Genomic DNA, 13,954 nt, shown 5'->3' with positions numbered 1-13,954 from the left:
TCGCGGAGACATCCACCGAGAACCCACGCCTGAAACGATGATGACACGTCACCGCTTGATGACTGATCTCAGACAGTGTCATCTCGAACGACCATCTCGATCGGGGCAGTCGGTCTCGTCGTGACAGACGCGGTGAAGTCCAACGGAGCGTCCGACACCAACTCTAAGGAAACCCGTTGTGCGATCGTTGCGAGCACGAGCTTCATCTCCATTAGAGCGAACTGATCGCCAATACAGTGGCGTGGGCCGCCGCCGAACGGAAAGTATGCGAATTCGGGCCGTTCGCTGTCCCGCTCAGCCGACCACCGAGCGGGCCGAAACGCGTCCGGGTCGTCGTAGAATCGGCCGTCGTGATGGACGACCCACTGGGGGATCGTTATCGTTGCGCCCGCCGGAACGGTGTAACCGCCGATCGTCACGTCCGTCACTGGCTCACGAGCGATCCCGTATATCGGCGGATAGAGACGCATCGATTCAAGCAGGACCTGCTCGGTGTATTCGAGTTCGGGCAACTGATCGGCCGTCGGTGCTGTGCCGTCCAATACGTCGGCAATTTCGGTGTGGAGCTGCCGTCGAGCGGCGGGATTCTTCGAGAGGAGATACCACGTGTACGTCAGTGCCAATGCAGATGTCTCGTGGCCCGCCAGCAGCAAGCCGACAATGTTGTCGCGCAGTTCCGTCCCCGAGAGGCCTCCGTCTGCGTCCGTCGTATCGTCGGTGCCGACAAGCAGTGACAGTAGATCGTCGCCGTCCGTGTCCGTGTGCCGCCGCTCGCGGATGAGATCTTCAATGAGAGAGTGGAGGTCGTTCGTCGCCTGCTGAAAACGACGATTGGCAGGCGTCGGTATCCAGTTTGGAATGATCGTTCCGATCTCGGAATAATCGGTCTGTTGTATCAGTGTATCGACAGCAGTGCGCACGACAGCCTGATTCTCATGCATCTCGTGATCGAACAGCGTCGTCGTGAGAATTGCCAGCGTGAGACGATCCATTTCCCGCATGACATCTATCGTTGTTCCAATTGGCCATCTATCGACTGTTTGTTCAACGTGTTTCACCATCGTTTCAGCGTTGGACGTGATTCGCTTGCGGTAGAACCCCGGCTGGAGTTGCTGGCGCTGGCGCTGCCACGTCTGACCCTCACTCACCGCGAGTGATTCGTCTTCGATGCCACTGAACGCGTCTCGTCTGAGATCGCCAGTGGTGAACGTGTGACTTTCGGTGACGAGCACCCGCTCGATGTGCTCTGGATCGGTGAGCAAATACGTCGATCGTCCCGGAAACCGAAGATACGCGATATCGCCGTACTCGTTCGCCCACCGCTGGAGCGCAGCGAGTGGATCACGGACGAACGCGAACGTGTTTCCGAAGAGGGGGAGTCCCGACGGGCCAGGCGGCCGCTCGATTGCATTCCGGGCCATTAGCGTGGCCCTCCAGACGATCGCTCTGTTCGAGTGCGCTCTTCACTCCACACCCAGACGGTCGGTGGATACATCAGTTAGAGAAACGTCAGCTCGCTCGAAGGATCTACTGTATCGTATGCGAATTCGTTTAATATCCCCGATCGAGTTGACGAACATCTATGGTCTCCAAACAGCCGTCGATGCGGTACGTAACGATCACGATGCGACCGACGAGCGGATATTTCCATCCCGTCGGACGACAACTCGCCGAAGCACCGGACATCACGCGTGAGGCGATCGATCATTTCGAACTGCTTGACGACGGCACGCTCGCAATGTTGTCCCGTGTGCGAGGGAATTTGGAGCGGTATCGAAACATCCTGACTCGGTCCCCGGCCGTGATCGAGTGTGCCGTCGTTGGAACGGAGGCCGGATTTGGCTACAGTCAAGTCGAACCGAACGATCTGAACCGCCATCTCATCGAACATCAGCGTTCCTCGGAGTTCATCGTGCAGATGCCCGTCGAATACACGGCAGACGGTGCCCAGCGAATCACCATGATCGGGACAGCAGACTCGTTCGCTGCGGCGAGCACCGACTCACCGGACGGTGTCGACGTAGAGATTGAAGAGATTGGTGAGTACCATCCGACGATAAACCACCTGTTCTCCAACCTTACGTCCCGTCAACGAGAGGTGTTAGAGCGAGCCGTTGCAATGGGATACTACGAGAATCCGCGACAAACGACCCACGGAGAGATTGCAGAACGCCTCGACATCACAGCAGGCTCGATCGGTCAGCACCTGCGTAACATCGAAGCCACGGTGTTCGGTCATTATTCGAGGTGATCACACACCGACGCGTATCGATGAACACTGTCGTTGTGGGATAGCGATCGACACCGGTTTTTCGGACTCACCTCCAGATTTTTGACGGAGCCACGCCTACCGCCCGTATGCAGGCCGCCATCGTCACGGTCGGGGACGAACTCCTTGCGGGAGAGACAACTGACACCAACGCCACGTGGTTGGCCCAACAGCTCGTGGGTCGGGGGGTCGACATCCAACGGATCACGACCGTTCCTGATCGCGTCGCTGATATCGCTCGTGTCGTCAACGAGCACCACGCCGAGTACGATGTGGTTCTCATCACGGGGGGGCTGGGACCAACTCACGACGACCGCACGATGGCCGGCGTCGCCGCTGCGTTCGGACGCTCGCTCAAACTGAACGACGACGCGCAGTCGTGGCTTGAAACCCACGGAGGGTACGCCAGAGACGACCTCGCGGCGGGAACCACCGATCTCCCAGCCGGGGCACAGCCGTTGCACAACGATGTCGGTGTCGCACCGGGTTGTGTCCTTGAGTCGGTGTACGTTCTGCCGGGCGTGCCTGCGGAGATGAAAGCGATGTTCGAACGGATCGAAGCGGATTTTTCCGGGCCACAGACGCACGTCGCAACCGTGACCGCCGACGAACCGGAAAGCGCGCTGCTCAATCGGTTCGAAGAACTCAGAGACCGGTTCGACGTGACGGTTGGAAGCTACCCCGGTGAGTACGTCCGCGTTAAGATCCGGGGACAAAACGAGAACACGGTGAACGAAGCCGCCCGATGGCTCACTGAACGGGTTGAGACCGCGTGAGCAACGACAGCCACGCGGCGATGAGGAGGAGTCCACCGAAGAACAACAGGTAACCAGCACCGTTGACGAGTCCAGGATACGTCGTGGACTGTAATACGAGATTCATAGTCACGTCCGTAGACGAACCCAGAAAACATAAAACGACGGGATTACTCCCGGCCACAGCCGACGATCCGCCGGTTCGAGGCGTTTTTCAGCTATCGTGACGTACATACTGCTGTGAGACACATCGGCGTGGTGGTGAATCCGATCGCGGGGATGGGTGGTCGAGTTGGATTGAAAGGAACCGACGGCAAGGTCGAACAAGCCCGCGAGCGGGGAGCCGAACCTCGTGCACCCGAGCGAGCGCGGACTGCCCTCGAATCACTCGGATCGCACGCATCGGATCTTCGCATCACGACCGTTGGCGGTGAGATGGGTGCGGCGGCGGTCCGAGCGGCACTCGACGATATTGCTCCGACCGTCGTCGCTCATCCACCGGATGCGACGACCGCCAAGGACACACGACAAGCGGTTGCGGCGTTTCTCGACCGTGGTGTCGACCTCGTGTTGTTCGTCGGTGGTGACGGCACCGCTGTCGACGTGGCCGAAACGATCACAGCTGCCGGGAACGACACACCAATGCTCGGGGTGCCAGCGGGCGTGAAGATTTACTCCTCAGTGTTTGCGGTCACGCCGCGTGCTGCCGGTCGGATCGGGGCCACCTACGACCGGACCGAACAGCGCGAAGTGAACGACATCAACGAGGAGCGCTACCGCTCCGGTGAGGTCCATCCCGAACTCAGGGCGGTCGTTTCGGTTCCGGTCGGGGAGGACGTCCAACCGAGCAAACAGCAGGGAGGTGGCAGCGTCGACAATCTCGCTGCCGGCTTCATGGCCGATGTCGATCCCAAAACAACGTACGTGTTTGGTCCAGGCAGCACCGTCGGGACAATTGAAGGCCGGCTTGGTATCGATGGCTCGCCGCTCGGCGTCGACGTATGGCGAGCGGGTGAGTCATCCGATGAGCTGCTCGTGCGCGATGGCAGTGAAGCTGAAATCCTCGACGCACTAGGCGAGCACAACGCCGTCGTTGTCTCGCCGATCGGAGGACAAGGGTTCGTGTTCGGGCGCGGCAATCAGCAACTCTCTCCGGCGGTGATCCGCCGCTCCGAAGTCATTGTCGTCGCTTCGAACGCCAAGCTCAATGATCTTGGCGTGCTCCGAGTCGACACCGACGATCCCGATCTCGACGCGGAGCTCCGCGGCTGGCAGAAGGTCCGCGTCGGCCGGTTCGAACATCGATTGCTTGAGATCGTGTGAATTAGTATCGGTAATATCAATGGGAGGATTCGGGGGGACAGTATACACGCCCATGAGGCATTCACTGACATTGAGACATCCTTAAGGGCATGGAGAGACGAACCGCCGTATGGAAACACGAAAGGTCCAACGCCTTGGTCCGTCCACGCTGGCGATGACGCTGCCCGCCGAGTGGGCCAAGGAGTACAACGTGAACAAGGGCGATGAAGTCTCCCTTCGCATGGGTGGCAAAGGGATGTTAGCGGTGATGCCCGAGTCAGTCCAGCAGGAAGAATCGGAGGCGATCATTCACGCTGACAGCCTCGAAGCGGACGCCGTCGAACGTGCAATCCTTGCGCAGTACGTGCTCGGACGACGGATCATTCAAGTCGAATCCGACGGCGACGAAACGTTAGAAAGCACGACGATCAACGCCGTATACAACGCCGAGACCCAACTCATGGGACTAGGCGTCATTGAGGAGACGCCCGAACGCATCACGATCCGGTGTTCGGTCGATCCGGAGGATTTCACCCTCGCGGATCTCCTTGAACGGTTGGAATCGACGGGGCGTACGATGCGAAACGAGGCGATCCGGGCGTTGGCTCACGGCAATCCCGATCTCGCACAGCGCGCGCTGAACCGCGAGCGACAGGCGAACAAGATCTTCGTTCTTTTGCTCCGACTCATCTTCACCGCTCACCAGAACCCGAATCTGACGCGTGCACTGGAACTCGATGACGGGTTTGCGCTCATCGGGCACCGCTCGATCGCGAAGAACCTCGAACTGACGGCGGATAACGCCGAGGACATCGCGGAGATCGCGCTCGACGCCGACGATCACACGCTCGGTATCGACGATACTACGATGCGTCGCATCCGTGAGTTCACTGATCAAGTGAACGAGATCACCGAAAAGGGAGTGACGTGTGCGGTCGCACGCGACTACGACATGGCCCTCGACGTGCGACGACTGTTCACCGAGATCAAAGACCGCGAACAGGAGATCTTGAACGACATCGACGAGATCCCCAACCGCGATCTGCTCCGGGTACGAGAAGTGCTGGTGAGTCTCCAGCAAACTGCCCAGTACGCGGTCCGAAACGCAGAAATTGCGACGAACCTCGCGCTTAACGAGGAATCGGAGTACGCCACGATCAAGTGAATCGCGTCACGTGATTTCGCAACCGCCGCTAATCGGCTAGAACTGGATTCCATCAGCCAACACTCTCATACACTGTTTCGAGTTGATCGAGGGAGCTGTCGACGCCGATTTTCGTTCGTCGAGCAAGACAGGTGTCGACGAGCGTTTCGTTCTCCGCTAACGCCCGCTGGATCGCCTGCCGGAAGCCCGCAATGTCTTCGGGTTCGAAGTGGTATCCGGTTTTGCCCGCGGTGATCGTCTCAGCGAGTGCACCGGCGTTGATGCCGACGACCGGTGTGCCACACGCATTAGCTTCGAGCGCGACGAGACCCTCCGTTTCGACCGGACTCGGAAACGCGAACACATCAAGCGTTGAGTAAAACGCTGGAAGATCCTCGCGGTCAAGAAACCCTAGAAACCGAACATCGGTGTCGACGGTTGCCGCTCGTGCTTCGAGCTTCGACCGGGCAGGACCGTCGCCGCCGAACACGACAGTGACATCGAGCTCTTCCGTCGCGTCGAGAATGTCACACAACCGTTTTTCGTAGCCGTGGCGACCGGTGTATCCGACCAGTGGCCCATCGGGAAGCCCGAACCGATCGCGGAACTCCTCGGTATCGACCGGCGCAAACCGGTCAGTGTCGATCCCATTGGGAATGACCGTGATCGGTCCATCAACACGGCTTTCGAGGCGATCACGGGTGCTCTTGCTGGGCGTGATGATGTGATCCGCCCGGTCGAGGAACCATTCCTCATACGCAGCCGCTGCGTTGACGAGTCGCTTGGAGAGCGCGCCGGTAAGGTACGTGGCGTACTCCTCGGCTGGCGTGTGATACGACATGACGACCGGAAGATCCGCCCGGTTTGCTACTCGAAGCCCGCTGAGACCCACACCGAACGGAGTGTGTGCGTGAACGATGTCGATATCCGCTTCATGAACCGCGTCGGGGATCCGTGGAAATCCCATTCGAAATCCTTCGTAAAATGGGAACGGAAGGCTCGAAACGGGATGTTCACCCTGCTGGGGCGTGTGCTTGCTTTTTGGATAGACAATCTCCATTCGACCACCGCGATTGTGCCAGTGGTCGCGCCACGCTTTGACTGTATACGTCACTCCATTGACTGTTGGGAGATACGTATCTGTGAACGCTGCGACCGTTGGGCGCATCTGGTCGTTCAGAATCGGGGGAATGGCTAAACGGTTGTGACTTCCTGGTAGGCATCGAGTAACTCTTCGGAGACTCGATCGAGACTGTGCTCACGGGCGGTCTCTTTTGCGTTCTCACCGAGTCGTTCTCGGAGTTGTGGATCCGACGCGAGTTCCGTGAGCGCGTCCTGAAATTCATCGAGCGTGTTACACATGAGACAGTCCTCGCCGTGGGTGTAATACTCCTCGAAAACGGGGATGTCCCGTACGACGACCGGCTTGCCACACGCCATCGCTTCGAGTACCACGAGTCCTTGGTTTTCGACCTTTGCGGGGAACAGATACACGTCGCCAGCAGCGAACGCGCCACGTTTGTCGTCAATCCAACCGGTGAACGTAACGTTTTCGGGCGGGTCATTCGTCCACTGACGCACCGTTGTTGAGGCCTGTGGTCCCGTGTCGTAGGTGCCAAACCACGCGAATTCATGCTCCGTCGCTTGGGCGAGTTCACAGAACGTCGTCACCCCTTTCCGTTCGAACACGCTGCCGAGTGCGAACACGACCAGTCCGTCGAGATCGTACCGCTGTCGGTACTCAGAGCGGAGCGACGAAACCCCCGAAAGGGAATCGATATCGATCCCATTGGTGATCGGACGGATCGGTGCGTCTACCGGGTAGGATTCAAGCACCTCCTTCGTATACTGGCTCGGACAGAGGACGAGATCGGCCTGTGAATAGAACCACCGGAGATACCGTTCGAGCGCCGGTCCGACTGCCGTCGATCCGCGAAAACTCTCAGCGAAATCCTCGCGCGTGACGTGGGCATGGAGAACCAACGGTATGTCCTTACGGCGAGCGTACTGCGCGATCGCCACCGAACTCGGGCCGATCATGTTGCAGTGTGCCAGATCGATCGACGCGATCGGCCCATCACCGTCAACTGCGCGTTCGAGTGCTCGTTGGGTCGAACCTCCGTTCCACGGCGACGTGACGACTGACACGTCCGTTCGTTCGAGTGCGGCGCGTTGGTGACTGACGGACGTTTCGATACCGCTCCGATCGAGACGGGATTCCAGTTCGAGGTGGTTGAGAACGCGCACGATCCCAGCAACGCGATCCCAAATAAAAATGGCTACCGACTCGTAACTGGTGACCGATACGGCTCCAGTAGATTGACCCTTACGGAGGGGTAAATGTCGAACAGATGGCGTCCTCGACGACCACGCTACCGACAACAGACGTGGTAGTGGTTGGAACAGCTGAGTGGATGGATGATCTCGCGGAAACGCTCACTGCGGTCACTGACGCGTCAGTGCGGCGGCTGCGGACGGTCGAAGCGACGGTAGAACACCCCGCGTCCGCCGTCGACTGCGTTTTGACCGGATACGAACTCGCTGACGGAACGGGGATCGACCTGCTCCAGGCAGTGACGACGACCACGCCGATCCTCCTGTGCACTGCGTCAGGAAACGAGCGGATCGCTAGCGACGCGATGGCGGCGGGTGCCGTTGATTATATCGCTCTCTCTGATCCCTCGTCGCTGCCGTCCGAGGAGATCATCGACCGGCTGTCGGGGGCGGTGCGTGACGCGTGGCGAACGGAGACGCGACGGGAACGCTCCAGACAGTTCGAGGCGGTGTTTCAAAACAGCCAAACCGCGACATGGGTACTCGATTCTACGGGCCAGCTACAGCGAGCAAACAGGACTGCGCTTGCGATGATCGATCCCGACGTATCGTCCCTCACCGGTGAGCAGTTCTGGGATCTTCCGTGGTGGACGGAACGGTCCCCGATCGAGCGGTTTATTCGCTCGGTTATCGACGACCAGGCGACCGACCGCCTCGTCACCACCGTTGGCGGCGATGAACAGATTATCGAACTCTCCGCGCTCCCGGTGCAGGCTCCGGGGGACGAGCTGGCTGGCATCGTCATTGAGGGAGATGACATCACCGAACGAGTCTCACTCTACCGGGAGCTTCGTTCTTCCGAGGAGCTGCACCGGGTAACGCTCAACAACATGACAGATACGGTGTTGGTGACCGATGACGACGGATCATTCACGTACATCTGTCCGAACGTCCATTTCATCTTCGGCTACACCGCCTCGGAGATCCGAGAGTTCAGCACGATCGACGAACTCCTCGGAGATGATCTGTTCGATCCGGACGAACTCTCGGACGCGGGCGTGTTAAAAAACATCGAGTGTACGACCACGGACAAAACCGGTCAGGAGCACACACTGTTGGTTAACGTTCGCTCCGTTTCGATTCAGGACGGCACCCGGTTGTACAGCTGTCGGGACATCACGAAACGGAAACAGCGTGAAGAGGCGTTAGCGACGCTTCAGGAGACGACAAGGGACTTCCTGTACGCTGAAACACCCCAAGAGATCGCCAACCACATCGTTGATGACGTTTCCAGTGTGCTCGACGTTACCGCGAGCGCGGTGTATCAGTTCGATCCCGACCGAAACGTGCTCGAACCAGTCGCTCAGTCGTCTCCGATGGAACGCTTACACGGTCCGCTTCCGGCAGTGCCAGCCGACGCTGCAACGCTCCCGAGCTACAGCTTTGTCGAGGACGACGCGCTCTTTTTCGCGGACGTACACGACTCGCCCCGCCTCGAAAATCAAGCAACCGACGTTCGAAGCGGGGCCTACATTCCACTGGGCGATCATGGTGTGTTCGTCGCTGGCTCGTCCGCTGTTGGACAGTTCGACGCCGTTACTCGTGAACTTGCCGACCTCCTCGCTGCGACGGCCGAAGCTGCACTCGACCGCATCAGACGGGAGCGGCGCTTGCGCGAGCAAGAGCGCGAGCTTCAACACCGAAACACCGAACTCACAGCACTTAACCAGATCAACGAGATCATTCGAGACATCGACCAGGCGCTCGTTCAGGCGGAGACGCGCGAAGAGATCGAGCACGCCGTCTGTCGACGGCTCACCGCAGAGGACAGATTCGCGTTCGCGTGGATCGGCGTCGAGGACGCCGCCACCGACTCGATAGCGCCTCGGGCGTGGGCAGGTACAGAACAGGGGTATCTCGACAGTCTCTCCTTTCCGATCGGTGTGTCGGACACTGAACCGGCGGGACGGACAGGAACCACACAGACGGTGACGCGAATCACAAACGTCGCCAACAGATTCCGACAGGAGTCATGGAGAAAAGAAGCATTGTCGCGGAACTTTCTTTCGATTCTCAGCGTTCCGATCGCGTACGACGACTTCACCTACGGGGTGTTGAGCGTGTACGCTGAGACACAGAACGCCTTCGATGAGACCGCCCAAGCGGTGCTCGCAGAGCTCGGTGAAACGATCGCGTCCGCGGTGAGCGCCATTGAACGAAAAAACGCGCTGCTTACCACGTCGATCACGCGGGTTCGGTTCATCGTCGACGATCCGCTGTTCGTCCTGAGTCGGATCGCACGGACGGCTGACTGTACACTCACGTATCACGGCGGCGTTAGACAGACCACAGACGGCAGCTACCTCTTCGTCGCCGTCGAGGGCGCGCCGATGGACGCCGTCGAGCGCGCTGCAAGGGAGTTGGTTGCCGTCGATGATGTTCAACCGATCAGTACAGACAACACCGAAGGCGTGCTTCGGATCCGCCTCCCTGAGCAGTTTCTCGCCTTGGAGTTGGCCGATCACGGTGCTGTCCTCCGGCGCGCATCGGTCGATTCGAAGACGACGACGCTCGTCATCGACATCCCTGAAACGGTTGACAGCCGCCACATCACCCACCTCGTGACGGACGCGTTCGAGAACGTGGAGTTGCGATCGAAGCGGACGATCGACCAGTCCGCGGCCCAAAACGTCTATTCCCGATTTCTCGACCGCGTTACCGATCGGCAGTTCGAGGTGCTTCAGACCGCATACTACAGCGGCTTCTTCGAATCTCCCCGCGAACAAACGGGTGAAGAGATCGCGAAGACGCTGGATATCTCTCCACCAGCGTTCTATCAGCACATTCGAACTGTCCAGCGAAAACTGTTCACGACCGTGTTCGATGATCACGGGCTCGCGTCGCTCCCCTCGTGAACCAGCCCAAGACTGGCTTAGAGAAGCATCACGATACTGAGTACCACATGTCACCTTCCCCGCCGTAAACGGCGGGGGGTCCCGCTTGTATGTTGATGATCGCGTTGATGTGGGTCGGTCGTGTCGAGATCATCCCCGTTCTGGCGCTGTTCACCCGGGCGTTCTGGCGGTCGTGATGGTGTTCAATCGTCGCTTACGGCCGCCCGAACCGTCTCCGTTCTCGGGCCGTCGAGTTCTACGTCAGGCAGGAGATCGCGCAGGTAGCGTCCAGTATGGGAGTCGTCGGTCCGTGCGACGGTTTCGGGGGTTCCTGTCGCCACGAGATCGCCGCCGTGTTCTCCGCCCTCGGGACCGAGATCGATGATGTGGTCGGCGTTTTTCACGAGATCCAGTTCGTGCTCGACGACGACCGCCGTGTTGCCGTCATCCACGAGGCGCTGGAGCACGTCGATGAGCTTGCGCTCGTCTGCAGGATGTAAGCCGGTGGTCGGCTCGTCCAAGAGATACAACGTGTCGCCGCTGTTCCGTTTGCCGAGTTCCTCAGCAAGCTTGACGCGTTGGGCTTCCCCGCCAGACAGCGTTGTGGAGGGCTGCCCGAGCTTCATGTAGTCGAGTCCCACATCCCGGAGCAACTGGAGGCGACGCCCAATGCGTGGATCGTGTTCGAAGAAGTCGTATGCCTCTTCGACGCTCATATCGAGTACGTCAGCGATGGTCCGATCTTTGTACGTCACGTCGAGGGTTTCGTCGTTGTACCGCGCCCCCCCACACTCCTCACAGGGGACGTACACGTCCGAGAGGAAATTCATCTCGATTTTGACGGTCCCCTGTCCGCCACACGTCTCACACCGACCGCCTTTGACGTTGAAGGAAAACCGACCCTTCTCGTAGCCACGCTGTTTGGCTAGTGACGTGTCCGCGAACAGCTCACGGATGTAATCGAAGACACCGGTGTACGTCGCCGGATTCGACCGAGGGGTGCGCCCGATCGGACTCTGGTCGATGAGCCGCACCGTCTCGATGTCGTCAACGTTCTCGATGTCGTCGTGATCCCCTGGGTGAACATCGGTGTCGTTCATCCGCCGGACGAGACCATTGTACAACACGTCGTGTAACAGCGTGGATTTTCCCGAACCGGACACGCCCGTGATCGTCGTGAGCGTCCCGAGTGGTATCGACACGTCGAGATCTCGAAGGTTGTGCTGGCGGGCACCGCGAACGGTTAGCTGCCCACTCGGCTCGCGCCGTGTGTCGGGAACAGGGATCTGTCGGTGACCCGCGAGATACTCACCGGTGATGCTCTCTTCGGTCGCCATCACCTCCTCGATGTCGCCGTTGGCTACGACTTCACCGCCGCGTTTTCCGGGTCCCGGTCCCATGTCGATGATGTTGTCCGCTCGGCGCATCGTCTCAGTGTCGTGCTCGACGACGAGCAGCGTGTTGCCCAGATCTCGCAGCTCTTCGAGCGTATTGAGGAGACGGTCGTTGTCGCGCTGGTGCAGTCCAATGGACGGTTCATCGAGTACGTACAGCACACCCACCAGCCCGGAACCGATCTGGGTCGCCAGCCGGATGCGCTGGCTCTCCCCACCCGAGAGCGTCGAGGCCTCCCGATTGAGCGTGAGATAGTCGAGACCGACCTCACACATGAACCCCAACCGGGCACGAATTTCCTTTAAGATCTCTTCGGCAATGATGCGATCGCGCTCGGTCAGCTGCGACTCCCACCCGTCGAACTGATCAAGCGCGTCACCGATGCTCATCCGGTTGATCTCCGTGATCGCTGTGTCGTTGACGAGCACCGCCCGGCTCGCGGGTTTGAGCCGTGTACCCTCACACGCTGGGCACGTCGTGGTCGCCATATACTCCTCGATGTGCTCGCGCGTGCTCTGGGAATCAGTTTCGACGTACCGGCGTTCGAGATTCGGAATGATGCCCTCGAACGGCTGTTCTTTCCGCCGGGTGCCGTTTTTCGTCCGGCGTTTGAAGACGACATCTTCGGTGGTGCCGTACAGAAACGCCTGTTGGATCTCTGAGTCGACCGCCGCAAACGGCGTGCCGAGGCTCACATCGAAATGCGCCGCGACCGAATCGAGCCGGGTCTGATAGTACGAACGGTTGTAGCTCCATGGCTCGAAGACATCCCGCAGCGGCTTGGAGGGATCCCGTATTACGAGTTCTTCGTCGATCTCTTTGGTCTCACCGATGCCCTCACACTCCGGACACGCACCGTGGGGGCTATTGAAAGAGAAGCTCCGCGTTTCGATTTCGGGAAGATCGATCCCACACCGCGTACACGCGAGTTCCTCGGAGAACTCCACGACGAGGCGATCCCCCTCGGAGGAGGCAGTGTCGGCGTCCGCGTTCGAAAGATCGCCCGTTGAGCGCGCTGTCGCGCCCAGCTCGACATTCTCGGGTGGATCCGGCAGGATCACCTTCAACACACCATCAGCTTCAGCGAGCGCCGTCTCGACGCTGTCAGTGACGCGCGAGCGGGCGTCATCTGTGATCGTGACGCGATCAACAACGACATCGATCGTGTGATCGAAGTTCTCGTCGAGGTCGGGCGTTTCGACAGTGAGATCGTACTCGACACCATCAACTTCGACGCGAGCGTATCCCGCCGAAACGAGTTCCTCGAACAGATCCGCGAACGCGCCTTTCTGGTCGCGCACCACCGGCGCAGCGATCTTGGCGCGTGTCCGCTCAGGAAGATCGAACAGCCGACGCACCATCGTTTGGGCGCTCTGCTCACCCACTTCTTGGCCGCATTCCGGACAGTGTGGCGTCCCGACACGGGCGTACAGCAGTCGGAGGTAGTCGTGTAGCTCCGTCACCGTTCCGACAGTCGATCGTGGGTTGTTGGCGGCGTTTTTCTGGTCGATCGAGATCGCAGGAGAGAGACCCTCGACCGTTTCGACCTGCGGCTTGTCCATCTGCCCGAGGAAGTTCCGGGCGTACGCCGACAGGCTTTCGATATACCGGCGCTGGCCCTCTGCGTACACCGTCTCGAACGCTAGCGACGACTTCCCCGAGCCGGAGACCCCCGTCACCACTGTGAACGACTCGCGGGGGATGGACACATCGATGTCCTTGAGATTGTGCTCTTCAGCTCCTCGGACCTCGATGAACTCACTCATTGTCCTTTGAACGGCTCGATACCGGGAAACGCTGTCGATCTCGGTTGCAACGTGTGATCATACTCACCACGCACACCCCGCCGTATTGAACGATGCGCTACCAGAGTGAAAGTGAAGGTGGGTGGCGGTGGTGTCACACACCGCCATCCGACCGT

10 protein-coding genes are annotated in these 13,954 nt (G+C 59.5%); 5 read left to right on the top strand and 5 right to left on the bottom strand.

All coding sequences use genetic code 11. The features are described 5' to 3' along the window. Positions 1 to 68 precede the first annotated feature (68 nt). Positions 69 to 1,421 (bottom strand): cytochrome P450, encoded by a 1,353-nt coding sequence (locus EIK79_RS10455; RefSeq protein WP_124955066.1) that lies wholly within the window; start codon positions 1,419 to 1,421, stop codon positions 69 to 71. Between the two features lie 161 nt (positions 1,422 to 1,582). Here EIK79_RS10455 and EIK79_RS10450 point away from each other — a divergent pair, with 161 nt between their 5' ends. Next, a complete protein-coding gene (locus EIK79_RS10450; RefSeq protein WP_124955065.1) occupies positions 1,583 to 2,251 on the top strand; it encodes a helix-turn-helix domain-containing protein in 669 nt (222 codons plus the stop codon). A 107-nt stretch (positions 2,252 to 2,358) separates the two neighbouring features. Next, positions 2,359 to 3,045 carry a competence/damage-inducible protein A gene (locus EIK79_RS10445; RefSeq protein WP_124955064.1) on the top strand — a complete coding sequence of 229 codons (687 nt, stop codon included), beginning with the start codon at positions 2,359 to 2,361 and terminating at the stop codon, positions 3,043 to 3,045. Here the strand turns inward: EIK79_RS10445 and EIK79_RS19005 are convergent. Then, positions 3,020 to 3,151: a hypothetical protein gene (locus EIK79_RS19005; protein ID WP_267900535.1), complete on the bottom strand. Its 132-nt coding sequence runs from the start codon at positions 3,149 to 3,151 to the stop codon at positions 3,020 to 3,022. The two genes, EIK79_RS10445 and EIK79_RS19005, sit on opposite strands and share 26 nt — an antisense overlap. 113 nt (positions 3,152 to 3,264) lie before the next feature. Between EIK79_RS19005 and EIK79_RS10440 the strand changes: the two genes are divergently transcribed. Together EIK79_RS10440 and EIK79_RS10435 are read left to right on the top strand one after the other, a co-directional pair. Continuing rightward, positions 3,265 to 4,347, top strand: a complete 1,083-nt coding sequence (locus EIK79_RS10440; protein ID WP_124955063.1) for an ATP-NAD kinase family protein — start codon at positions 3,265 to 3,267, stop codon at positions 4,345 to 4,347. 109 nt (positions 4,348 to 4,456) lie between these two features. Then, positions 4,457 to 5,491, top strand: coding sequence for a phosphate signaling complex PhoU family protein (locus tag EIK79_RS10435; protein ID WP_124955062.1), 1,035 nt, complete (start codon positions 4,457 to 4,459; stop codon positions 5,489 to 5,491). Between the two features lie 52 nt (positions 5,492 to 5,543). Here EIK79_RS10435 and EIK79_RS10430 read toward each other — a convergent pair whose 3' ends face one another. Together EIK79_RS10430 and EIK79_RS10425 are read right to left on the bottom strand one after the other, a co-directional pair. Further along, on the bottom strand, positions 5,544 to 6,638 hold the full coding sequence (locus EIK79_RS10430) for a glycosyltransferase (protein WP_124955061.1): 1,095 nt from the start codon (positions 6,636 to 6,638) through the stop codon (positions 5,544 to 5,546). A gap of 26 nt (positions 6,639 to 6,664) precedes the next feature. Continuing rightward, positions 6,665 to 7,717, bottom strand: coding sequence for a glycosyltransferase family 4 protein (locus EIK79_RS10425; RefSeq protein ID WP_124955060.1), 1,053 nt, complete (start codon positions 7,715 to 7,717; stop codon positions 6,665 to 6,667). A 104-nt stretch (positions 7,718 to 7,821) separates the two neighbouring features. Here EIK79_RS10425 and EIK79_RS10420 point away from each other — a divergent pair, with 104 nt between their 5' ends. Then, on the top strand, positions 7,822 to 10,659 hold the full coding sequence (locus tag EIK79_RS10420; protein ID WP_124955059.1) for a bacterio-opsin activator domain-containing protein: 2,838 nt from the start codon (positions 7,822 to 7,824) through the stop codon (positions 10,657 to 10,659). A gap of 182 nt (positions 10,660 to 10,841) precedes the next feature. Here EIK79_RS10420 and uvrA read toward each other — a convergent pair whose 3' ends face one another. Then, on the bottom strand, positions 10,842 to 13,799 hold the full coding sequence (gene uvrA, locus EIK79_RS10415; RefSeq protein WP_124955058.1) for an excinuclease ABC subunit UvrA: 2,958 nt from the start codon (positions 13,797 to 13,799) through the stop codon (positions 10,842 to 10,844). Positions 13,800 to 13,954: the final 155 nt, after the last annotated feature.

The sequence above is a fragment of the Halocatena pleomorpha genome, from assembly GCF_003862495.1.
Classification (GTDB): domain Archaea; phylum Halobacteriota; class Halobacteria; order Halobacteriales; family Haloarculaceae; genus Halocatena; species Halocatena pleomorpha.
Note: the sequence above shows the minus strand (reverse complement) of the source record. Positions and strands in the feature narration are given on the sequence as shown.

Coding starts and splice junctions, on each gene's coding strand:
- EIK79_RS10455 (WP_124955066.1), bottom strand. CDS start 1,421: ATGGCCCGGAATGCAATCGAGCGGCCGCCTGGCCCGTCGGGACTCCCC.
- EIK79_RS10450 (WP_124955065.1), top strand. CDS start 1,583: ATGGTCTCCAAACAGCCGTCGATGCGGTACGTAACGATCACGATGCGA.
- EIK79_RS10445 (WP_124955064.1), top strand. CDS start 2,359: ATGCAGGCCGCCATCGTCACGGTCGGGGACGAACTCCTTGCGGGAGAG.
- EIK79_RS19005 (WP_267900535.1), bottom strand. CDS start 3,151: ATGAATCTCGTATTACAGTCCACGACGTATCCTGGACTCGTCAACGGT.
- EIK79_RS10435 (WP_124955062.1), top strand. CDS start 4,457: ATGGAAACACGAAAGGTCCAACGCCTTGGTCCGTCCACGCTGGCGATG.
- EIK79_RS10430 (WP_124955061.1), bottom strand. CDS start 6,638: ATGCGCCCAACGGTCGCAGCGTTCACAGATACGTATCTCCCAACAGTC.
- EIK79_RS10420 (WP_124955059.1), top strand. CDS start 7,822: ATGGCGTCCTCGACGACCACGCTACCGACAACAGACGTGGTAGTGGTT.
- uvrA (WP_124955058.1), bottom strand. CDS start 13,799: ATGAGTGAGTTCATCGAGGTCCGAGGAGCTGAAGAGCACAATCTCAAG.